At 69.2% G+C, this 19,662-nt stretch carries 24 protein-coding genes and 1 tRNA gene; 15 read left to right on the forward strand and 10 right to left on the reverse strand.

The genetic code is table 11. The features are described 5' to 3' along the window. Window positions 1-39: 39 nt before the first annotated feature. A complete protein-coding gene (locus tag ACWCSU_RS15490; protein WP_449935555.1) occupies window positions 40-1,215 on the reverse strand; it encodes an FAD-dependent monooxygenase in 1,176 nt (391 codons plus the stop codon). A 73-nt stretch (window positions 1,216-1,288) separates the two neighbouring features. Here ACWCSU_RS15490 and ACWCSU_RS15495 point away from each other — a divergent pair, with 73 nt between their 5' ends. Next, complete coding sequence (locus tag ACWCSU_RS15495; RefSeq protein WP_449935558.1) at window positions 1,289-1,861, forward strand: TetR/AcrR family transcriptional regulator; 573 nt, start codon at window positions 1,289-1,291, stop codon at window positions 1,859-1,861. Between the two features lie 19 nt (window positions 1,862-1,880). On the opposite strand, the gene ACWCSU_RS15500 is transcribed toward ACWCSU_RS15495, so the two are convergent. The 5 genes from ACWCSU_RS15500 to ACWCSU_RS15520 all read right to left on the reverse strand — a co-directional run bounded on the left by ACWCSU_RS15500 (window position 1,881) and on the right by ACWCSU_RS15520 (window position 5,458). After that, the gene (locus ACWCSU_RS15500) at window positions 1,881-2,519 is read right to left on the reverse strand and encodes a maleylpyruvate isomerase N-terminal domain-containing protein (RefSeq protein WP_364102345.1); all 639 of its coding nucleotides are present in this window, start codon (window positions 2,517-2,519) and stop codon (window positions 1,881-1,883) included. Between the two features lie 100 nt (window positions 2,520-2,619). Then, window positions 2,620-3,366 carry a nucleotidyltransferase domain-containing protein gene (locus ACWCSU_RS15505; RefSeq protein ID WP_449935560.1) on the reverse strand — a complete coding sequence of 249 codons (747 nt, stop codon included), beginning with the start codon at window positions 3,364-3,366 and terminating at the stop codon, window positions 2,620-2,622. A 53-nt stretch (window positions 3,367-3,419) separates the two neighbouring features. Then, the gene (locus ACWCSU_RS15510; protein ID WP_357706392.1) at window positions 3,420-4,358 is read right to left on the reverse strand and encodes a ribose-phosphate diphosphokinase; all 939 of its coding nucleotides are present in this window, start codon (window positions 4,356-4,358) and stop codon (window positions 3,420-3,422) included. Window positions 4,359-4,376: 18 nt separating this feature from the next. Next, a complete protein-coding gene (locus tag ACWCSU_RS15515; RefSeq protein WP_449935563.1) occupies window positions 4,377-4,835 on the reverse strand; it encodes a GNAT family N-acetyltransferase in 459 nt (152 codons plus the stop codon). After that, the gene (locus tag ACWCSU_RS15520; protein WP_357706396.1) at window positions 4,832-5,458 is read right to left on the reverse strand and encodes an HAD family hydrolase; all 627 of its coding nucleotides are present in this window, start codon (window positions 5,456-5,458) and stop codon (window positions 4,832-4,834) included. The genes ACWCSU_RS15515 and ACWCSU_RS15520 overlap by 4 nt, the downstream gene beginning before the upstream one ends. 159 nt (window positions 5,459-5,617) lie before the next feature. Between ACWCSU_RS15520 and ACWCSU_RS15525 the strand changes: the two genes are divergently transcribed. Further along, window positions 5,618-7,417 carry an alkyl/aryl-sulfatase gene (locus ACWCSU_RS15525; protein WP_449935566.1) on the forward strand — a complete coding sequence of 600 codons (1,800 nt, stop codon included), beginning with the start codon at window positions 5,618-5,620 and terminating at the stop codon, window positions 7,415-7,417. Next, entirely contained in the window at window positions 7,414-7,815 is a 402-nt protein-coding gene (locus ACWCSU_RS15530) for a hypothetical protein (RefSeq protein WP_449935567.1), read from the forward strand. Before ACWCSU_RS15525 ends, ACWCSU_RS15530 begins: the two co-directional genes overlap by 4 nt. 14 nt (window positions 7,816-7,829) lie before the next feature. On the opposite strand, the gene ACWCSU_RS15535 is transcribed toward ACWCSU_RS15530, so the two are convergent. After that, on the reverse strand, window positions 7,830-8,717 hold the full coding sequence (locus ACWCSU_RS15535; protein WP_449935569.1) for a maleylpyruvate isomerase N-terminal domain-containing protein: 888 nt from the start codon (window positions 8,715-8,717) through the stop codon (window positions 7,830-7,832). A 165-nt stretch (window positions 8,718-8,882) separates the two neighbouring features. Between ACWCSU_RS15535 and ACWCSU_RS15540 the strand changes: the two genes are divergently transcribed. The 3 genes from ACWCSU_RS15540 (at window position 8,883) to ACWCSU_RS15550 (ending at window position 11,389) form a co-directional block, all read left to right on the forward strand. Next, on the forward strand, window positions 8,883-9,641 hold the full coding sequence (locus tag ACWCSU_RS15540) for an NAD(P)H-binding protein (RefSeq protein ID WP_449935571.1): 759 nt from the start codon (window positions 8,883-8,885) through the stop codon (window positions 9,639-9,641). Window positions 9,642-9,779: 138 nt separating this feature from the next. Continuing rightward, window positions 9,780-10,829 (forward strand): trypsin-like serine peptidase, encoded by a 1,050-nt coding sequence (locus ACWCSU_RS15545; protein WP_449935573.1) that lies wholly within the window; start codon window positions 9,780-9,782, stop codon window positions 10,827-10,829. Between the two features lie 62 nt (window positions 10,830-10,891). Then, entirely contained in the window at window positions 10,892-11,389 is a 498-nt protein-coding gene (locus ACWCSU_RS15550; RefSeq protein ID WP_357706408.1) for an HIT family protein, read from the forward strand. A gap of 8 nt (window positions 11,390-11,397) precedes the next feature. Here the strand turns inward: ACWCSU_RS15550 and ACWCSU_RS15555 are convergent, their stop codons facing one another. Together ACWCSU_RS15555 and ACWCSU_RS15560 are read right to left on the reverse strand one after the other, a co-directional pair. Continuing rightward, a complete protein-coding gene (locus ACWCSU_RS15555) occupies window positions 11,398-12,210 on the reverse strand; it encodes an inositol monophosphatase family protein (protein WP_449935575.1) in 813 nt (270 codons plus the stop codon). A gap of 41 nt (window positions 12,211-12,251) precedes the next feature. After that, the gene (locus ACWCSU_RS15560; protein WP_357706412.1) at window positions 12,252-12,587 is read right to left on the reverse strand and encodes a hypothetical protein; all 336 of its coding nucleotides are present in this window, start codon (window positions 12,585-12,587) and stop codon (window positions 12,252-12,254) included. 118 nt (window positions 12,588-12,705) lie between these two features. Here ACWCSU_RS15560 and ACWCSU_RS15565 point away from each other — a divergent pair, with 118 nt between their 5' ends. The 6 genes from ACWCSU_RS15565 to ACWCSU_RS15590 all read left to right on the forward strand — a co-directional run bounded on the left by ACWCSU_RS15565 (window position 12,706) and on the right by ACWCSU_RS15590 (window position 16,776). Further along, entirely contained in the window at window positions 12,706-13,770 is a 1,065-nt protein-coding gene (locus tag ACWCSU_RS15565; protein WP_449935577.1) for a hypothetical protein, read from the forward strand. A 41-nt stretch (window positions 13,771-13,811) separates the two neighbouring features. Then, on the forward strand, window positions 13,812-14,273 hold the full coding sequence (locus ACWCSU_RS15570) for an NUDIX domain-containing protein (protein WP_449935579.1): 462 nt from the start codon (window positions 13,812-13,814) through the stop codon (window positions 14,271-14,273). A gap of 67 nt (window positions 14,274-14,340) precedes the next feature. Beyond that, window positions 14,341-14,805, forward strand: a complete 465-nt coding sequence (locus tag ACWCSU_RS15575; RefSeq protein WP_357706419.1) for a GNAT family N-acetyltransferase — start codon at window positions 14,341-14,343, stop codon at window positions 14,803-14,805. Between the two features lie 155 nt (window positions 14,806-14,960). Further along, window positions 14,961-15,512, forward strand: coding sequence for an RNA polymerase sigma factor (locus tag ACWCSU_RS15580; RefSeq protein ID WP_357706421.1), 552 nt, complete (start codon window positions 14,961-14,963; stop codon window positions 15,510-15,512). Further along, the gene (locus ACWCSU_RS15585; protein ID WP_449935581.1) at window positions 15,509-16,090 is read left to right on the forward strand and encodes a hypothetical protein; all 582 of its coding nucleotides are present in this window, start codon (window positions 15,509-15,511) and stop codon (window positions 16,088-16,090) included. Before ACWCSU_RS15580 ends, ACWCSU_RS15585 begins: the two co-directional genes overlap by 4 nt. A 182-nt stretch (window positions 16,091-16,272) precedes the next feature. Next, a complete protein-coding gene (locus ACWCSU_RS15590; protein WP_449935583.1) occupies window positions 16,273-16,776 on the forward strand; it encodes a hypothetical protein in 504 nt (167 codons plus the stop codon). Between the two features lie 251 nt (window positions 16,777-17,027). Here ACWCSU_RS15590 and ACWCSU_RS15595 read toward each other — a convergent pair. Further along, window positions 17,028-17,101, reverse strand: a tRNA-Gly gene (locus ACWCSU_RS15595). A gap of 100 nt (window positions 17,102-17,201) precedes the next feature. On the opposite strand from ACWCSU_RS15595, the gene dcd reads away from it, so the two are divergent. The 3 genes from dcd to ACWCSU_RS15610 all read left to right on the forward strand — a co-directional run bounded on the left by dcd (window position 17,202) and on the right by ACWCSU_RS15610 (window position 19,641). Next, a complete protein-coding gene (gene dcd / locus ACWCSU_RS15600; RefSeq protein ID WP_357706156.1) occupies window positions 17,202-17,777 on the forward strand; it encodes a dCTP deaminase in 576 nt (191 codons plus the stop codon). 236 nt (window positions 17,778-18,013) lie between these two features. Next, the gene (locus ACWCSU_RS15605; RefSeq protein ID WP_106243913.1) at window positions 18,014-18,631 is read left to right on the forward strand and encodes a DUF47 domain-containing protein; all 618 of its coding nucleotides are present in this window, start codon (window positions 18,014-18,016) and stop codon (window positions 18,629-18,631) included. Window positions 18,632-18,636: 5 nt separating this feature from the next. Continuing rightward, window positions 18,637-19,641 (forward strand): inorganic phosphate transporter, encoded by a 1,005-nt coding sequence (locus ACWCSU_RS15610; RefSeq protein ID WP_357706157.1) that lies wholly within the window; start codon window positions 18,637-18,639, stop codon window positions 19,639-19,641. The last annotated feature ends 21 nt before the right edge of the window (window positions 19,642-19,662 follow it).

Raw genomic sequence — 19,662 nt, forward strand, 5'->3', positions numbered from 1 at the left:
ACGGAACGTTCTGCTCTTACTATAGCAGAACGGAACACTTCATTCCATATAGCTCTTGAGCCGGATCGCCGTGGCCGCCCGGTGGATCGCCCCGGCGACGCGCTCGATGACCTTGTCCTTGCCCGGCAGGTGCGGCATCAGCTTGAGCATCCTGAGCTGGAACCACAGCGCCAGGCGTGAGCCGATCACCATGCCCCGCACGTTCGCCGGACCGAGCTCCTGGTTGACCCGGACGAACTCGCGCATCTCCCGCTCGTAGCCCGCCGCGCCGCCACCCCGGGCCAGCTCGCCGGCCAGCACGTACGCCCCCACGATCGCCAGGCTCGTGCCCTGTCCCGAGGCCGGCGAGGCGCAGTACGCGGCGTCCCCGAGCAGCACGACCCGGCCCTTCGACCACTGGTCCATGTGCACCTGGCTCACCGAGTCGAAGTAGAAGTCGTCGGCCTCGCGCACCGCGCCGAGCAGCGCGGGCACCTCCCACTCGACGCCCGTCATGGCCTCGGCCAGCAGGTCCTTCTGGCGGCCGACGTCGCGGTGGCCGTAGGACAGCGGCTGCGACGCCCACATGAACAGGGCCTTGGCGGCGCCGTCCCGGCGGGTGCTGTAGACGTTGGCGGTCCGGCCGGGGGCGGCGTGCACGGCCTCCTCGCGGTCCAGGCCGAGCGTGTTGGGGACGGTGCAGATCGAGACGTAGTAGCCCAGGTCGCGGACGTACTGGTCGTCCGCCCCGAAGGCGATCTTGCGGATGTTGGAGCGCATGCCGTCCGCGCCCACGACCAGGTCGAACCGGCGCGGCTCGGCGTGCTCGAAGGTGACCAGGCCGTCGTCGGCGACGGCGGTGACGGAGTCGCCGAAGAGGTATTCGGCGTCGTCGCGGGTGAGGTCGTACAGGAGCTCGTTGAGGTCGCCGCGCATGATCTCGGCGTCTTCGCCCTCGCGGCCGCCGAACAGGCCGGCGTCCATGGTGGCCACCGGCCTGCCCTTGCCGTCGTAGTGGGTGGCGACGCGCATGCCGGTGGCGCGGGCGGTGACCGCGTCCAGCAGGCCCATGCGCCGGATCACGTCGAGGGCGGCGCCGCGGATGTCGACCTTGTAGCCGCCCGTACGGATGGCGGAGGCGCGCTCGACGACGGTGACGGTGAAGCCGTGGCGGCGCAGCCAGTAGGCCAGCGAGGTGCCGGCGATGCTCGCGCCGGAGATGAGGACGTTCTTCATGCCGTGAACGGTACACCTGTCTCAGACGCTTGTCTAGGACAGAATTTTCAGACGCCTGTGCTACGGTCTGGGCATGGGAAACAGGGAAGACCTGATGGCCGGGGCGAAGCGCTGCCTGATCGAGAAGGGCTACTCGCGTACCACCGCGCGCGACATCGCCAACGCGTCGGGCGTGAGCCTCGCGGGCATCGGCTACCACTTCAGGTCCAAGGACGCGCTGATGAACGAGGCGCTGTTCGAGGTGATGAAGGAATGGGGCGACGACCTGGCGCTGACGCTCACCGCCGACGTCAAGGAGGGCACGTCACCGCTGGAGCGGTTCGCGGCGGCGTGGGACCGGGTGGTGGAGTCGTTCGACCGGCTGCGGCCGCTCTGGATCACCCAGCTTGAGCTGCTCGGGCAGATCGATCACCTGCCCGAGGTGCGGGAGCAGCTCGTCTCGGCGATCACGGACGCGCGCGTGGGGCTCGCCGAGCTGTTCCAGGACGTGCGGGCCGATACCGACCCGGAGCGGGCCCGGCTGGTGGGCTCGCTCTACCAGGCCATGCTGACGGGGTTCCTGGCGCAGTGGCTGCTCGACCCGGACAGCGCGTTGTCGGGGCGCGAGGTGGCCGAGGCGCTGCGCATGGTGGGCGGCGGATCGTAGGACGGCCCGTGGGGGAAGGTCAGAAGGCGCTTATCGTGGCAGGCGCGCGTTCGGCCCTGCTGAGGGTGCGGATGACCGCCGTCGCGCCGTGCCGGTGCACCGCCAGGCGGGCCAGCAGCTCCACGACGGGCTCGATGATCGCCGGCGGCAGCTCCGGCGTCTCGATGCCCACGCTGGCGGCCAGGTCGTCGGAGTGCACGACCAGCTCCATCACCCTGGTGAGCAGGAAGTCGTCGAGCAGCAGCGACCAGCCCGCCCACGGCAGCCGCACGACCCGGTCCGCCGGCTCGGCGGGCAGCTCGACGAGGAGGCGGTCCAGCAGCGCCTGCGTGTGGTCGACCAGCGTGGCGTGCCCGTCCGCGGCGGCCGCCTGGCCGCCCCGCCGGATGCTGACGTTGCTCTCGTGGTCGAGGCCGGCCTGCACCCACGGCGACCTCGTGTAGTGCTCGATGAGCGGGATCGGCTCCCCGGGCTCCTCGCCGGTGTCGAGCACGTCGACGACCCTGACGATCTGGTGGGCCAGGTGCCCGGCCAGGCCCGCGACGCTGAACTCGGTCAGCGCGCTCGGCTTCTCCCACGCCGCCCGTACGGCCGGGTCGCGCAGCAGCGACATCGCCGATGCCGCGGCCACCAGATAGGACTGCCTGATCTCCCCCATATGCCGCCCTTTCCCCGGTTCAGGTGGTAGCTCGCGGCCAAGACTATCCCTCGCCGATCCGCCGGGGGCCGCCGTCCTGCCCACTGAGACGGGGGTGCGCTCAGGTCCCTTCGTGGCCTTCCGCCAGCACCTTCCCGATGGCGGACCTGACGAAGGCCCTGGTCAGCGTGCCCCTTCTGAAGCGGCTCAGCACGGGACGCGGGGTGTCGTAGCGGCGCGCGCGCACGTCGGCCAGCACGACCTCCGGCGCGCCCATCCCGGCCAGCACGTCGAGGGCCTCCCGCTTGGTGATCAACCGGCCCTCCCGCAGGGTGACCGACGCCCTGGCGACGGTCAGCAGGCCGAGGTCCACCCAGACCTCCCGCAGCCAGCGCCGGCGCCCTCTGGTCTTGTCCAGCCAGAACTCGCGCAGGTCCGTACGGACGAAGTCGGCCAGGACGGCGTCGGAGACGGACGGCAGCAGCTCGGCGGGCGGCGGCCCGTGCAGCACCAGGGGAGCCGTGTGCAGCTCGCGGCGGGTCACCGCCGTCACCGGGCGGCGGAAGATCTGCTCGTGGGCCCACGTCACGTGCTCGACCCGCGGGTCCGCCAGCTCCTCCACCGGCAGGTAGGAACAGTGGAGCAGGTCGGCGAGCGGCAGGTCGAGCCCCCGGTGCAGCGCCTTGATCCGGCGCCACTGCTCCATCGTGACCGGCGTCTCGACGACCGCGATCAGGTCGAGGTCGCTGCGCCCCGGCTGGTAGTCGCCGGCGCCCAGCGAGCCGTGCGCCCACAGCGACACCAAGGGCACGACCTCCCCCACGCCGTCACGGAACCGCCGGATCAGGACGTCTGTGGCCGCATGCATGATGTCCACTATGATCCATTCCCGGCCGTCCCGGAAGATCACCGGGCGAGCCGTCAGGACGTGCTGAACAGAGCGCTCACCGACTCGCCGTCGTGGATCCGGCGCATGGCCTCGGCCAGCGCGGGGGCGATCGACAGCACGGTCAGCTTGTCACTCGGCTTGGGCGGCGGCACGGTGTTCGTGCAGACGATCTCCATGACCTCGGGGAACGCGCTCAGCCGCTCGATCGCCCCGCCCGCGAACAGCCCGTGCGTGCACGCCAGGCGGACGGAGTTGACGCCCTGCTCGCGCAGCCGTCCCAGCAGCTCGATGACCGTGCTGCCCTTGGCGATCTCGTCGTCCAGGATGATCACGTCCTTGCCCGCGACCTCGCCGATGACCGAGCTGATCACCACGCGGTCGTCGGGGAAACGTTGCTTGGCGCCCATCGCGACGCCGGTGCCGAGCAGCCGGGCGAAGTGCGCGGCCTCCTTGGCGTTGCCCAGGTCGGGGGAGACGACGACGGTGTTCGACAGGTCGTAGCGGCGGAAGTGCGCGGCCAGCTCGCGCAGCGCGTGCAGGTGGTCGACGGGCACGCTGAAGAAGCCGTGGACCTGCGGCGAGTGCAGCGTCATGGCCAGCACCCGGTTCGCGCCCGCGGCCACCATCAGGTCGGCGACCAGCCGGCCGCCGATGGAGATGCGTGGCGCGTCCTTCTTGTCCGACCGGGCGTAGGCGTAGTGCGGCAGGACGACGGTCGTCCTGGCCGCGGACGCGCCGCGAGCCGCGTCGATCATGAGCAGCAGCTCGACCAGGTTCTCCTGGGTCGGCGGCACGAGCGGCTGGATGAGGAACACGTCGCGCTCGCGGCAGTTGGCCTGGAGCTGCACCTCAAGCGCGTCGTTGGCGAAGCGGGCGACCTTGACGGGGTGGAGCGGGGTGCCGAGGTGGGAGCAGATCTCCTCGGCCAACTCGGGGTGGGCGCTGCCACTGAAAACCGTGATGTCTCGCACGATTTCCAAAGGATAGCTTCACGGGCTGACGTAGTGGTGGAGCAGGGCGGGTTCGCCCGCGGCGTTGAGCCATCGCGCGCGGGTGCTGCCGACGCGGCGCCAGCCCAGCCGCTCGTAGAGCGCGACGGCCGCCCGGCCCTCGTCGGAGACCTCCAGCAGCACGGGCCCGTCGGCGGCCTTCCGCACGGTGTCCAGCAGGAGGGGGGCCAGCCCGCGGCCCCGGGCGGCGGGCGCGACGAAGAGCCGGGTGACCTCCGGGCCCTCGGGGGTGCCGGCCAGGCCGACGTGGCCGAGCACCTGGTCCTCCGTGACCGCCACCCAGGCGCTCAGGAGGCCCTGCGGGGTCAGCCAGCCGAGGGGGTCGGCCGGCCAGTCGACGGGGTAGCGGTCGGCGTTGTGGACCAGTCTCAGGGCCGCGGCGCAGGCGTCCAGATCGGCCGGCGTCCGGAGGCGGACGCTCATGCCGTCGGTCGTCACGCCAGCGCCTCCACCGTGAGTGCGTCGAGGTCGGGGAGGACCTGCCAGGCGAGGGCGAGGGCGTCGTCGTCGGGCGGGTAGCCGGGATGCGGCACGGCGATCACCCGCATGCCGGCCGCGTGCGCCGAACGCAGCCCGTTGCTGGAGTCCTCGACCGCCACGCAGTCCTTCGGGTAGATCTCCAGCCGCCTGGCCGCCTCCAGGTAGCCGTCGGGGGCGGGCTTGCCACGCGCGACCTCCTCGGTGGAGACCGTGGTGACGAAGTACTCGCGCAGCTCGGACGCGTCCAGCACCACGTCGATCAGCCGCCGCGGCGACGAGCTGGCCAGGCCGAGCGTGAACCGTGCGGCCAGCCGGCGAACGGCCTCGCGGGCGCCCGGCAGCAGCGGCACGCCGTCCTGGTAGCGCTCGGCCATCTGGTCGACCACGCCCTCGGCGATCTCGTCGGGCGTCAGGCGCACCCCCAGCTCGTGCAGGTAGGCCGCCCACTCGCCGGTGCTCATGCCCATCAGCCTGGACTGCGTGTCGGGCTGCCAGGTGCCGCCGTGGTCGGCGACGAAGGCGCGCCGCACCTGCTCCCAGACGGGCTCGGAGTCGACGAGCACGCCGTCGAGGTCGAACACGCACGCTTCCATGGCCACCCCCAAGAGATCAGACTGGATCCACCCAATCACACCGCCCGAGCCGCTGCGCCGACGTCTCCTGCCCTTATTGCCCGAGTTTCATGCTATTGGGGCTGGTTATTGAGCTACGAGCGTCCATTCAGGGGCATGCGAGCAGACATGGCAGACCTTCCATTTCATGACACGGGCGACTTCGAGGATGCGGATCGCGGCTTCATCGCGAAGCTGACCCCCGCCGTGGTCAAGTCGAGGAACGGCCAGGTCGTCTGGGACAACGACTCCTATGCCTTCCTCAACGCCGAATGCCCCGAGACGGCTCACCCCAGCCTGTGGCGGCAGAGCCAGCTCTGCGCCAAGCAGGGCCTGTACGAGGTCGCCGACGGCATCTACCAGGTACGCGGCCTGGACCTGTCGAACATGACCCTGGTCGAGGGCGACACCGGCGTCATCGTGATCGATCCGCTGGTCTCCACCGAGTGCGCCGCCGTCGCGCTCGCTCTCTACCGCCGCCACCGCGGCGACCGCCCGGTCACCGGGATCGTCTACACCCACAGCCACATCGACCACTTCGGCGGCGTACGCGGCGTCACCGACGGGAACGTGCCGATCCTGGCCCCCGCCGGTTTCATGGACCACGCGGTCTCCGAGAACGTCTACGCCGGCCCCGCCATGAACCGCCGCGCCGGCTACATGTTCGGCCTCACCCTGCCCCACGCCCCGGACGGCCAGATCGGCTGCGGCCTCGGCATGACCTCCTCCACCGGCACCACGTCCCTCATCCCGCCCACCCTGGACGTCAGCCGCACCGGCCAGGAGGAGATCGTCGACGGCGTGCGGTTCGTCTTCCAGCTCACCCCCGGCACCGAGGCCCCCGCCGAGATGAACTTCCTGTTCCCCGACCGCGGTGCCCTCTGCCTGGCCGAGAACGCCACCCACAACCTGCACAACATCCTCACGCTGCGCGGCGCCCAGGTGCGCGACGCCCGCATATGGGCCCGCTACCTGTCGGAGACCCTCACGCTGCTCGCCGACCGGGCCGAGGTCGCCTTCGCCTCCCATCACTGGCCCACCTGGGGAAAGGCCAACATCGTCCGGTTCCTCCAGGAACAGCGAGACCTGTACGCCTACCTGCACGACCAGACCCTCCGCCTGCTCAACAAGGGCCTGACCGGCGCCGAGATCGCCGAGCAGATGCGCGTGCCGCCCGCGCTGGAGCAGGTCTGGCACACCCACGGCTACTACGGCTCGGTCAGCCACAACGTCAAGGCCGTCTACCAGCGCTACCTCGGCTGGTACGACGGCAACCCCGCCCACCTCTGGGAGCACCCGCCCAGGGAGAGCGCGATCCGGTACGTCGAGTGCATGGGCGGCGGCGCGGCCGTCGTCGCCTTCGCCCGCAGGTACGTCGAGGAGAACGACCTGCGCTTCGCGGTCCAGCTCCTGAACCACGCCGTCTTCGCCGACGAGGGCAACAAGGCGGCCAGGGACCTGCTGGCCGAGGTCTACACCCGGCTCGGCCAGGGCGCGGAGAACGGGACCTGGCGGAACTCGTACCTGACGGGGGCCATGGAACTGACCGACGGCATCGTGCCCACCCCGGTCACCACCACCGCGCCCGACCTGCTCGCGGCCCTGACCGTGGAACAGATCTTCGACTCGCTCGCCATCCGCGTGGACGGCCCCAAGGCCTGGCACGAGAGCCTGTCGATCGACTGGCACCTGACGGACCTGGGGGAGCTGCACCGCACCACCCTGTCGAACGGCGTGCTCGTCCAGCGGCTGAACCCGCCCGAGGAGCCCGTGGACCTGACGCTCCGCCTGACCCGGGCGCAGCTTCTCGGCCTGCTGGCGGGGAAGGGCGTGGAGGGGGTGGAGCGTGAGGGTGACATCACGGCGCTGCAGCGGCTGGTCGCCGTGCTCGACTCACCGGGCCGCGACTTCGCCATCGTGACCCCATGAGCCATGAGCCCGATCGTGCTCATGACGACGGGCATCATGACGAGCACGGCCGCGAGACCGCGGCCCTGCTTGGTGTGGTGGATGTCACGACGACGGGTCCCGCCCATGCGGCCGTCATGGCACACGGGCGTCCGGACCGGTTGTCAGAGTTTGTACAGCTTGTTGAACGGCGTAGTGATCCTCTCCTGCCGGGATCCGAAGTCGACCAGAACGGCGACATCGTCCTCCACCCCGATGACGACACCGAGGCCGTATCGGTCATGGCTCACCCGGTCGTTCATGTCGAACTGCTCGGCGGGTGGCGCCGGAGGCGGCGGTTTGAAGGGACTTGTGGGCAGGTGACGACGAGAATCGCCGCTGGCTCGCTTCATCTCTTCCAGTATGCGCCCACTGCGTGAATACTTTGTGGCGTTCACACCTGTATGGACTCGGCACGTGCGCGTGGCGCGGTCGTCGTGGGCAGGCGTACGAACCGCAGAAAGGCCGGCAGCAGCCACGGACGCCGCCCCCAGACCGCCACTTTGCCCGTGAGCGCGGCCCGCGTCCTGGACATCCGGCCGAACAGTAAAAGGTTCAGCGCCGCCGGGTCGAACCCCACGTGCGCGTCCACCCGCGCCCCCGCCTCCGCCACCGACACCCGCCCGCGGTCGAGCACCAGCGCCGCCGGCGCGGTGTGCGCGGAGTGGAACCCGACGGTGATCCGGCGGGGCGGGGCGGGCGAGCCGGTGTCCATCAGGCGTCCGTAGTCGTTCCTGATCATCCCGATGAGGAACAGGTCGAAGAACAGGCCGGCGTCCCGCGCGGGCACCGACCAGGGGGTACGGGTCGCGCGGGCGACGTCCCAGCCGTGCAGCAGCAGCTCGTTCAGCAGGTGGGCCAGCACGCCCGCGACGGGCACCCGCGCGTCGCCCAGCCACGGGACCGGCGTCGCCGGATCGACCTCCGCGCCGGCGCTCAGGATCTCCCGGACGTCGGCGCGCAGCCGCTCGGCCAGGACGAGCGGGTCACGCTCGGCGAAATGCCCGAACGCCTGCTCGTTCAACGCGCTGACCGTGTCGACGTTGGCCTGGAGTATCGCCTCCGCCAGCTCCGGGAACGGGGAGGCCACGTCGCCGCGCACCACGGAGGTGTAGAGCGAGGCGATCGCGGTGACGTGGGCCGCGGTCTCGGCGACCGTCCACTCCCTCGTCGCCATGGCCTGGGGATCGACGATGGAGATCAGCTTCGCGAACCGGTCGGCGGTCGTCTTGAGCGAGCCGCGTACCGACGCCCATTTGCCGTACGTGATGAGCTCGTCCATGTTCTCTCCAGGGGTCCACGATCACGCTAACCCGTGCCGGGCCGTCAGCCTTCTCCAGGAATGCCTTGCTGGAGCCTGTCGTCCGCGGAGCCGTCGAAAAGCAGTGGCGTCATGTCGCGTGCCGGCAGTTCACTTTGATCACTTGTCCTGCTCGGAGGGAGCTCCATGATCGTGATCTCGGCCGCATCGGGCGCGCTCGGCCGGCTGGTCGTCGACCGGCTGCGTACCAGGGCGGACGTCGTCGCCGCCGTCCGCGACCCCGCCCGCGCGCCCGAGGGCGTACCGGCGCGGCGCGGGGACTACGACGACCCGGCGGGCCTGCGTACGGCGTTCGAGGGGGCCGACCGGCTGCTGCTGATCTCCTCGCCGGAGCTCGACCCCGGACGCAGGATCGGCCACCACCTGGCCGCCCTCGCCGCCGCCGTGGACGTGGGCGTCGGCGCCGTCGTCTACACCAGCTTCCTGGACGCCGACACCGTCGCCACCGGCATGACCGAGGCACACCACGCCACCGAGCAGGCCCTCCTGCGCAGCGGACTGCCGTACACGATCCTGCGTCACCCGTTCTACGGCGACGCGTTCGTCCCCAGGGTCTCGGACGGCGAGCTGACGGGCAGCGCCGGAGGGCGCGGACTGAACACCGCGTTCCGGTCCGACCTGGCCGAGGCGGCGGCCAACGTGCTGACCGGCGAAGGCCACGAGGGCCGCGCCTACGACTTCACCGGACCGCTGTGGACCCATCCGGAGGTCGCCGAGGCGCTGGGCGTGCCCTACCGCGAGGTCCCCGATACCGCCCCCGGCCCGATGGCCTGGCTGAACGCCCGGATCCGCGCCGGCTCCCTGGAACGACAGACCCCCGACCTGGAGCACATCCTCGGCCACCCGGCCCGCACGATGCTCTCCCACCTCCAGGACACACCCTGACGAGCGTCCTTACTTCCGGCGGAGTTTTGACAGCCCGCTGTTAAAAGTGTTGATCATCATGGGTCCGGCAGGTAACGTCAGCCCTCGGTGGCGATCGTATGTTCGAAAAGTCGCCCCCTAAGTAGTGGAGAGGGCAAGATGAAGACAACACTGGGCGTGTTAGCCGTCGGCCTCCTGACCTCCGGCCTCATGGCCGCGCCGGTTGCCGCGTCGGCCAGCACGGACTTCTATCTCCTGGCCACCACGCAGACGTCCGCCGTCGAAGTGGCGGAGTTCTGGCTGGGCGACAGCGGGGCCAACCTGACGAACGCCACCCCCTACAGTGTCCAGACCGTCATCGACATGGTCATTCTCGGCGGGCCGCACAGCGCCGACGGCAAAGCCGGCGTCGTCCCGCCGGTACTCCCACCCGACGACGGCGGAGGCACCGGCGACGGGCCCGCCGGCACGGGCAAGGTCTTCTTCGTCGGCGCCGACGGCCAGCCGCACTGGTGCACCGGCACGGCCGTACAGTCGCAGTACCGCAACCTCGTGGCCACCGCCGGGCACTGCGCGTACGACACACAAGGACCCGGCGGCGGTCTCGACAAGTGGGTCTTCATCCCCGGATACTCCGCCGGCACGGCCCCCTCGGGCCTCTACGTCGGAAAGACGGCCTTCACTCACTACGATTTCTCGTCGTACAACGACTACGACCGCGATTACACCTTCGTCACCGTGTACAACGGCGTCGTCCCCTCCTCTTCGGGCGGGCTGGTCGACACCGGAAGGCTGGTCGACAAGGTGGGCGCACAGGGCCTGGCCTGGAACCAGCCACGCGACTCCTCGGTCGACATCTTCGGCTTCCCGGCCGGCGCCCATCCCGACGGCACACACCCGCGAACGGGCGACACGCTCGAAAGCTACAAGGGACGCATGTCCGTCGCACGCGCACCCGCCCTGAACGCCGAGGAGCTCAACACCGTGGACTCCACGTTCGCGGGTGAAGGCTCCCTCGGCTCCTCCTGGCTGTTGCGCTACGACAAGAGCAGCCGCGCGGGCCTCCTCAACACGATCACCATCAGCGTCGCCGACACCGACCGCAACCTGCGCTACGACAGGAGCTTCTCGCCGTACTTCGACGGCGAACTGGCCTCGGTCTACTCGGACGCCGGAACGCAGTGGAGCGGCTCCATCGTCGTGCCGTAGGAGACCCGGGGCCCGCTTCCGCCCGAGCGGCTCTTGATCGTTCACTTGTAGGGTCGGGCGGCATGAGTGGTGAATGGCGGCAGGACAGGATCGGCAGCGCCTTGGCGGGCGGGAATCCCACGGTGCTCAGGCGGCTGGACGCCGGTTTCGCCGTGATCGGCGACACCCAGTTCCTGCCGGGATACTCGGTTCTCCTGACGGACGAGCCCGGCGTGCAACGACTGTCCGACCTGCCCCGGGCCAGGCGGATGGCGTTCCTGTCGGACATGGAGCTGCTCGGCGAGGCGGTCGAGCGGGCCTGCGGCGCGCTGGACCCGGCGTTCCGGCGGGTGAACCTGGAGATCCTCGGCAACACCGACCCTTTCCTGCACGCTCACGTCTGGCCGCGCTACGCATGGGAACCGGCCCACCTGGTCGGCCGGCCGGTCTGGCTGTATCCGCCCGACAGCTGGACCGACCAGCGGTTCGCCCTCGGCCCGCGACACGACCCGGTGCGTGAGGAGATCGGCCGGCGACTCGGCGCGCTGTACGCGCAACACGGGGCCCGTGCAGGCGGCTGAAGCTGGACCTATTCGGAAGTCCCGCCGTGGGGAAGGGCGGTGCTGAGCAGCTTCAGGAGGTCGGCGGCGAGGGCGGGGCTCACCGCGATCGTCGCCTGGGAGCTCATGGTGTGGGGGCTGCCGTCCAGGTCGACCACCAGGGCTCCGGCCTCGCGGGCGATGACGACGCCCGCCGCGGTGTCCCACGGGTTGTTGCTGAGCATGACGTTGGCGTCGACCTTGCCGTCGGCCACCCAGGCGAGGTCGATCGCGGCTGAGCCGAGCATCCTGACGCGCTGGACGCGAGCGGCCAGTTCCTCGGTGAACGCGAATCGGGGCCGGTTCCGTTCCGGTGCGTCCTCGCCCACCGCGTAGTCGCCCATGGCGACGATGGCGTCCCGCAGGTTCCGGGCGCCGCTGACCTGGATGGGCGATCCGTCGGCCGTCGCCCCGACGCCTTCGGCGGCCGAGTAGCGGACGTTCAGGAACGGCAGCCCGATGACGCCAAGCACGGGAAGGTCCCCGTCGATCAGGCCCAGGGAGACGCCGCACAGGGGGATGCCGTGGAGGAAGTTCGCCGTGCCGTCCACAGGGTCCAGCACCCACGTCAGGCCCTCGCCCGCCCGGCCGGCGCCCTCCTCCTCGCCGAGGAAGCCCACCTCGGGCGTCTCGCGCGACAGGAACTCCCGTACGGCGTGCTCGACGGCGAAGTCGACCTCGGTGGCCATGTCGCGGTCGCCCTTGGCGGTGACGACGCCGGGGGCCCTGGTCGTGATGATCTCGCCGGCGATCGTCGCGGCCCGCTCGGCGAAGGGCAGCAGCGCCCGGACGTCGATGCTCATTCAGCTGTCTCCGCTCTCACGCAGGTGTCCGGACGCCGTCGTCAAGGCAGCTCGCGGCGTACCAGGGCCGTGGCGAACGGCTCCCCGGCGGCCCGTGCGTGTGCCATCCGCGCGCGAGCCTCGCCGAGCGTGCGCGGCCGGTAGCCGGGCCCGCCGCAACAACTCTTGTGGAACCCGACGCCCGCGTGCAGCAACAGCGAGAGCACCCGCCAGGCCGCGGTGTCGCGCCTTCGCGGCGCCGCGAAGGCGGAACCCACATGGATCAGCGATTCGCCGCACCGCGGGCACGACCGGCCCTTGTCGCCAGGAAGCGGATAAGGCTGCTTGTACGAGGCACGGCACGGCAGGCAGACGAACGACGTCTTCGCATGACCCATGCGCCCAGCGTAGCCCCGCGCCGGGGCCGGCCCGCTGTGCGGACTTCACCTGAGACCAGGACCGCCGTGCGTGATGGTCGAATTGCGTACTTCGGGATCAGGGGCTTCGATGAACTCCGTGTTCCGACCGTTCTCCGCGTCCGTAGGCCGACATCGAGCGCTCGTCCTCGTTCTCCTGATCACGTGCCTCGGACCGCTCGCGCTGACGGGCTGCACCGGATCGGACGAGTCGCCGTCGCTGCCGCCCGCCGGTGTCTACGAGCACGACGCGGCGAGTGAGAACTCGCGGGCCGAGCCGGTCCGGGCCAGCGGTACGGCCTGGGCTCTCACCAGGCCGTTGAGGGAGGTCGGCTGGTTCTGCGCACAGGTCCGGGCCAATGCGGACGGGCGTGCCGTGTGGTGCCGGATCGGGCGTCGTAACGAGGAGGGCACGGTCCACCCGCAGACGGCGCACTTCCTGCTCGACCGCAATGACCGGCTTGCCTGGGCGTGGTTCCCGACCACCCAGGCGGACTACGAGGGGAACCCGATCGCCGTCACCGCCGCGCTGGCGCTGACCGCGATCTGGCCCGGCACCGAGGTGCGGGAGGAGATCGACGACTTCGACAGCGATCTCCGCACAGCCATACCGCGACCGGACGACGACCATCCCCGGACAGGGTGGCGGGACACGTACGCGGACTACAGCTACGACCCGCTCGACGGACTCGTCGTCACCTCCCGGGACGCCTCACTGCGCCGCTGGCCGTTCGGGTCCGAGCACTACGCGACCACGATGAGCTCGGCCGTAGACGATCTTCTGGCCGGTGGTTACGACTGCTTCTATCCCCCTCAGACGAGCTGCAACCGCCCTCAGTCGAACGGGGACTTCCGTGTCAACCTCCGTGGCGACCAGATCGTCATGGCGCGGTTCGGCATCGGCAGCCGGCTGAAGTCCGGGCGGCAACGACACCGCCTCACCGAGGAGTTCCCGCACGGCCTCACCTTCCTGGCCGAGGCGGTCCGCCGTCCGGTCACGGAGCGCATCGAACAGTCCCGGAGGTCCGGCATGGGCTTCGTCGGCATCGTGGCCGGAACCGTCGTGATCATCGACGCGCGAACGAACTTCTTCGGCAGAGGCGATCTGGTGGGGTACTTCGACATCCAGATCGGCGCACCCCTGGCCGCGACCTTGCCCACCTGAACGCGCCCGTCTCCGCTGGCCCGAATCGTATGATCCGTCTCATGCCGATCCCCAGAGCGGTCGCCGTGGTCGTCGACGGCACACGAGTCCTGGTCATCAAGCGGTTCTTCCGGCGCGAACCAGGCGTCACCTGTGGCATCTGCGAGGCCCGCGGCCGTCGGGAGGCGCAGTGTCCAGGGCACCACTACGCGCTTCTTCCAGGGGGCCACGTGGAGGACGGCGAGTCGCCGGAGAGCGCGGCCGTGCGTGAACTCCACGAGGAGACGACCCTCACCGGAGAGATCGACCGGCTGCTCCTCACCGGCCTCCACGCCGACCGGCCCGCCTTCTACTTCCTCATGCGGGACGTCAACGGCGTTCCCTCGCTCTCCGGCGAGGAGGCGCTGGAACACGGGCCGGACAACACCTTCGAGCTCAGATGGGCGAGCGCCGCCGAGTTCGAGCAGCTGAACCTGTACCCCGCCGAGGTGCGCGGGCCGCTCACGGAGCTGCTGCACGGCTGACCCCGCGCGCCGAGCCCCTCGGTGTCCGGGACGTCCGATATGACGGTCTCGCCCCTATGGTTCTCCCATGAACGAGTCGCTACGGCTGGCGCCGATCACCCCGGCGAACGTTGAGCTGGCCATCGCTGTGAAGGTCCGGCCCGACCAGGAGCGTTTCGTCTCGCCGGTGGCGAACTCCCTCGCAGAGGCCTACGTGCAGCCACAGGTGGCCTGGCCTCGCCTCATCCTGGACGGTGATCGTCCCGTCGGGTTCCTCATGGCCTTCATCGACATCGACTGGAACGGCAAGGGGGTCGACTTCCGGTCAGGCCTGTGGCGCCTCAACGTGTCCGCCGAGGCGCAGGGACAGGGCGTCGGACGATTCGCCGTCAGAGCCGTGGCCGCCGAGGTCAGGCGTCGCGGTGGCGGCCAGATGTTCGTCACGTGGGAGCCGGGAGAAGGCGGCCCCGAAGACTTCTACCGGAAGCTCGGATTCCAGCTCACCGGCGAGGAGAGCGGCGGCGAGAAGGTCGGCGTGCTGGACCTTCACTGAGTATCCGGAGGGCAGGCCCCTCGTGAAGGGTCGTCTCGTGGCACTCAGGCTGTCCACGAGAAGGCCGGTGGGTCATGAGGACGTCTGACCTGCGGATGTAACCCTTTTGTCGGTTCTCACCAAGCAGGGGCGAATCGATGAAGGGAGCATGACCGGTGCGTCGTAAACAGGCGAAGATCGCCACAGATCCTGTGGCCTTCGAGGCCTTCTACCGGCGGAATGTCGATGCGGTCACCCGATTCCTCGCCCGCCGCGTAGACGACCCGCACACTGTCGCCGACCTGGTGGCCGAGGTGTTCGTGGCAGTGCTCGACTCGGCCCACACCTACCGAGGCGAGCTGGGCTCCGAGATCGCCTGGCTTTATGGCGTGGCACGCAAGACGATCTCCGCCGAGCGGCGGAGGGCGTACAAGCAGTACCAGCTGACGGATCGGGTGAGCGGGCGGCGCACGCTGGCCACCGACGACGTCACCAGGCTTGAGGAGCGCATAGACGCGGAGCGGAACGCCAGGCAGGTGTTCGAGGCCATGGCCGAGTTGCCGCAGGGGGAGCGCGCGGTACTGGAGCTGGTCGTGATCGACCAGCTCACGGTCACGGAGGCAGCGCTCGCCCTCGGTATTCGGCAGAGCGCCGCCAAGGTACGCCTGCACCGCGCTCGCCGGACATTGCGGAACCTGCCCTTCGTCATGAGTGGAGCATCAGGATGACATTCGAGGAGCACCTGCTGATGGAACTGAAGGCCGAGATCGCGGACCGCACCGAGCGACACCGCCGCGTCACCCGACGACTGTACGCAGGAGGCGTGGTGGGCATCCTCGCCGCGGCGGCCGCGTTCGCCGTCCCCATGCTGACGGGGACGGAGACCTCCGCGTACGCCGTGAGCACGAACGCCGACGGCACAGTGCGAGTGGAGATCAAGGAGTTCAAGGACGCCGACCAGCTGGAGCAGGACCTGGGCGCGGCAGGCGTCACGGCCGACATCACCTACCTCCCGCCCGGCAAGGAGTGCAAGACCGGCAGAGGGAAGACGGTGGGCGCGGTGACGGCCCTGGGGCCGGGCGCCGACGCGGCCGCCCGCATGCGCGACGGCGGCCTCGACATCGATCCCCGGAACATCGGCAAGGACCAGACGCTGGTGCTGGAGTTCGCCGGCAACGACAAGGAAACCAACGAGACGCGTAAGCAGAACACGTTGTGGCGACTGACGGGATCGATGATCAAGGGCCAGGTCGGACCGTGCGTCGCGATCGATGACCCGAGTTGGAAGAGCGGCAACAAGAGCTGACCTGAGTCGGCGTCCACGAGAGCCAGTGGAAACGATCGAAGCCAGGTCGAGGACCACCCCTTGACCTGGCTTCTCGTTCTCGAAGCGAGTGACAGGAACCGAACCCGCGCCGTCAGCCTGGAATCGCGACGATCACGCGGTGACTCTTGCTTCGGCTTTCCCGGTCGTGGTGCGCTTCCGTTGTGAGTCACGAACGCTATCCGGGCCGGCTCTCCTTCCCCCTGCGCTTCCCGAACCGCCGGTTCCGGATCTGGAGCTACGTGCCCACGCACAGCGGGCTCGTTCTACGGACGGAGTTCGAGCCGAATACGCCGCACATCGAGCTGCTGTTCCAGGACGTGCGCCAGATCAACCTGCCCGCGCTGATGCCGGACGGGCTCGTGGTGGACATCGAGCGCACGAACGACGACGATCCGGACGGCGTGACCTTCCTCCTTGGAAACGACCACTTCTCCGGCCACGTGCGCGCCGGATACCTGTTCCTCGGCCAGGAAGAACGATCAAATACAGCTCCTTCTCGCTCTTCCACGGCTACCTGCGAAGTGATTTCGAGCATTGATCGGCCAGGCGTCGCGATGGACCGTGACGGGCCATCGCCAAACCCCGGGCAAGGCCGACGAGGACGCAGGCCGGTACGTAGAAGTCGCAGCCGCAAGCACCGCTTCGCGGCGTGCTGCCGCGTCTGACCTACTCCACCCACCACCAGCCGTCGCCCAGATCTCGTACGGGGAAGCCCATGTCACCGGCGGCGGTCTGGATGATGGTCTTCGGGGTCGGTGGGCCCGGTAGATGGGCGATCCCGCGGCCGCTCTCCGCGCGCCAGTCCTCGAACGCGAGGCCGGTCAGGGGTGGGCATCGGCAGGCCCACCCGGTAACCGGGCAACGGGTGGGTGGCGTCTGCCGGGGGAGCCCTCGAAGAGGCGGGGTGCTGAGGAGGTGGAGCGGGTGACGGGAATCGAACCCGCGCTGTCAGCTTGGGAAGCTGATGTTCTGCCATTGAACTACACCCGCACGAACCGAAGTGCGCGTCCCCCACTGTAGCGGAAACTTGCCCCCCAACAGCAAACCCAACGCCCCACCTTTTCCGGCAGGGACGGTAAGTTGGCTCACCGTGTTGCTATCTGACCGTGACATCCTTGCTGAGATCGACTCCGGCCGGCTCGCCCTGGACCCCTTCCAGCAGGACATGATCCAGCCGTCCAGCATCGACGTACGGCTCGACCGCTACTTCCGTGTCTTCGAAAACCACAAGTACCCTCATATCGACCCCTCCATCGAACAGCCGGATCTCACGCGGATGGTCGAGCCGTCCGGTGACGAGCCGTTCATCCTGCATCCGGGGGAGTTCGTCCTGGCCTCCACCTACGAAGTGATCTCGCTTCCCGACGATCTGGCCTCACGGCTGGAGGGGAAGAGTTCGCTCGGACGGCTCGGCCTGCTGACGCACTCGACCGCCGGCTTCATCGATCCGGGGTTCAGCGGGCACGTCACCCTGGAGCTGTCCAACGTGGCGACGTTGCCCATCAAGCTGTGGCCCGGGATGAAGATCGGGCAGTTGTGCGTGTTCCGGCTCAGCTCGCCCGCCGAGCACCCGTACGGGTCGGCCAAGTACGAGTCCCGCTATCAGGGTCAGCGGGGCCCCACGCCGTCCCGGTCGTTCCGGAACTTCCATCGGACGAAGATTTGAGTGAACAACAGGTGAACATTTAGGAAACGCCGTGGCGGGATCAGCCCTTCGTGCACCCGCCAACAGGCCATGTCAGCGGCCAGATTTCCCTGCAAAAAGCGGCCAAACTACTCCGGACCCCGGTGTCGCACAACATACGCAGGGTAGCCAGAAGGCGAAGAGAACATGAAGTTCGCATTTCGCCTGGTAACCCGTACCCTCTTCCACGGACCATCCCCGCACATCTGGAGAACGACGTGCGCCTGCGTCTCACGCCACGTGAGGACAGCTACTACGACCTGTTCGCCGACTCGGCGAACAACCTGGTCACGGCATCCCGTCTGCTGGTCGAGATCATCAGTGACGGATCGGACAGGGAAGCCCTGGCCGAGAAGATGCGCGCCTGCGAGCACGCCGGTGACGAACGCACCCATGCGATCATGAACCGGCTCAACGAGAGCTTCATCACTCCGTTCGACCGTGAGGACATCTACCGCCTCGCCTCCAACCTCGACGACGTGATGGACGCCATGGAGGCCGCCTCCGACCTCATCGTCCTCTACCAGATCGACCACCTCCCCAAAGACGTGGTCCGGCAGGTCGAGGTCCTGGAACGTGCCGCCGAGCTGACCGCCGAGGCGATGCCCCGGCTGCGTTCCATGAAGAACCTCAACGAGTACTGGATCGAGGTCAACCGCCTGGAGAACCAGGGTGACCAGGTCTACCGCAGGCTGCTGGCCAAGCTGTTCAGCGGCGAGTACGACGCCCTCACCGTCATGAAGATGAAGGAGGTCGTCGACGCCCTGGAGGAGGCCGCCGACGCCTTCGAGCACGTGGCCAACACCGTCGAGTCGATCGCGGTCAAGGAAAGCTAGGCCCAGTGGACCTCACGCTCGCCCTCGTCATCGGCGTGGTCGTCATCTCCCTGGCCTTCGACTACACCAACGGGTTCCACGACGCGGCGAACGCCATCGCGACCTCCGTCTCGACCCGGGCGCTCACTCCCAGGGCCGCACTGTTCATGGCCGCGGCGATGAACTTCATCGGCGCGCACCTGGGCACTCAGGTCGCCCAGACAGTCGGAAAAGGGATCATCGACGCTCCCAACGGTCCGCACGGTCTGGTCGTCGTGGCCGCGGCGCTCATCGGCGCGATCGCCTGGAACCTGATCACCTGGTACTTCGGGCTGCCCTCCTCCTCCAGCCACGCGCTGATCGGCGGTCTGGTGGGCTCCGCACTGGCCTCGGCCAGTGTGGTGCACTGGGACGGCGTCGTCGAGAAGGTCGTCATCCCGATGATCCTGTCGCCGCTGATCGGGTTCAGCCTCGCCGCGTTGATCATGATCGCAATTTATTGGATCTTCCGCAACAGCCAGCCGGGCAGGACCAACCGCGGCTTCCGCTACGCGCAGACCGTCTCGGCCGCCGCCATGGCGCTCGGGCACGGCCTGCAGGACGCGCAGAAGACGATGGGCGTCATCTTCCTCGCGCTGACGGTCGGCGGGTACGCCAGCCCCGGCGAGGGGATCCCGCAGTGGGTCATCCTGAGCGCCGCCGGTGCGATCTCGCTCGGCACGTACGCCGGTGGCTGGCGCATCATGCGCACGCTCGGCCGGCGGATCATCGCGCTCGACCCGCCCCAGGGGTTCGCCGCCGAGTCGGCCGCGGCCACCGTCCTGTACGGTGCCGCGATCGGGTTCGGCGCGCCGATCTCCACCACCCACACCATCACCACGGCGATCATGGGCGTCGGCGCGACCAAGCGGCTGAGCGCCGTGCGGTGGGGCGTGGCCGGCAACATCGTGACCGCCTGGGTGCTCACCATCCCGGCGGCGGCCCTCGTGGCGTCGCTGGCCTACGCGGTGCTCCACCTGATGGTGGAGTAGGGGCGGCCCGCCCGCGCGGGC

The organism is Nonomuraea sp. NPDC001699, from assembly GCF_053596455.1.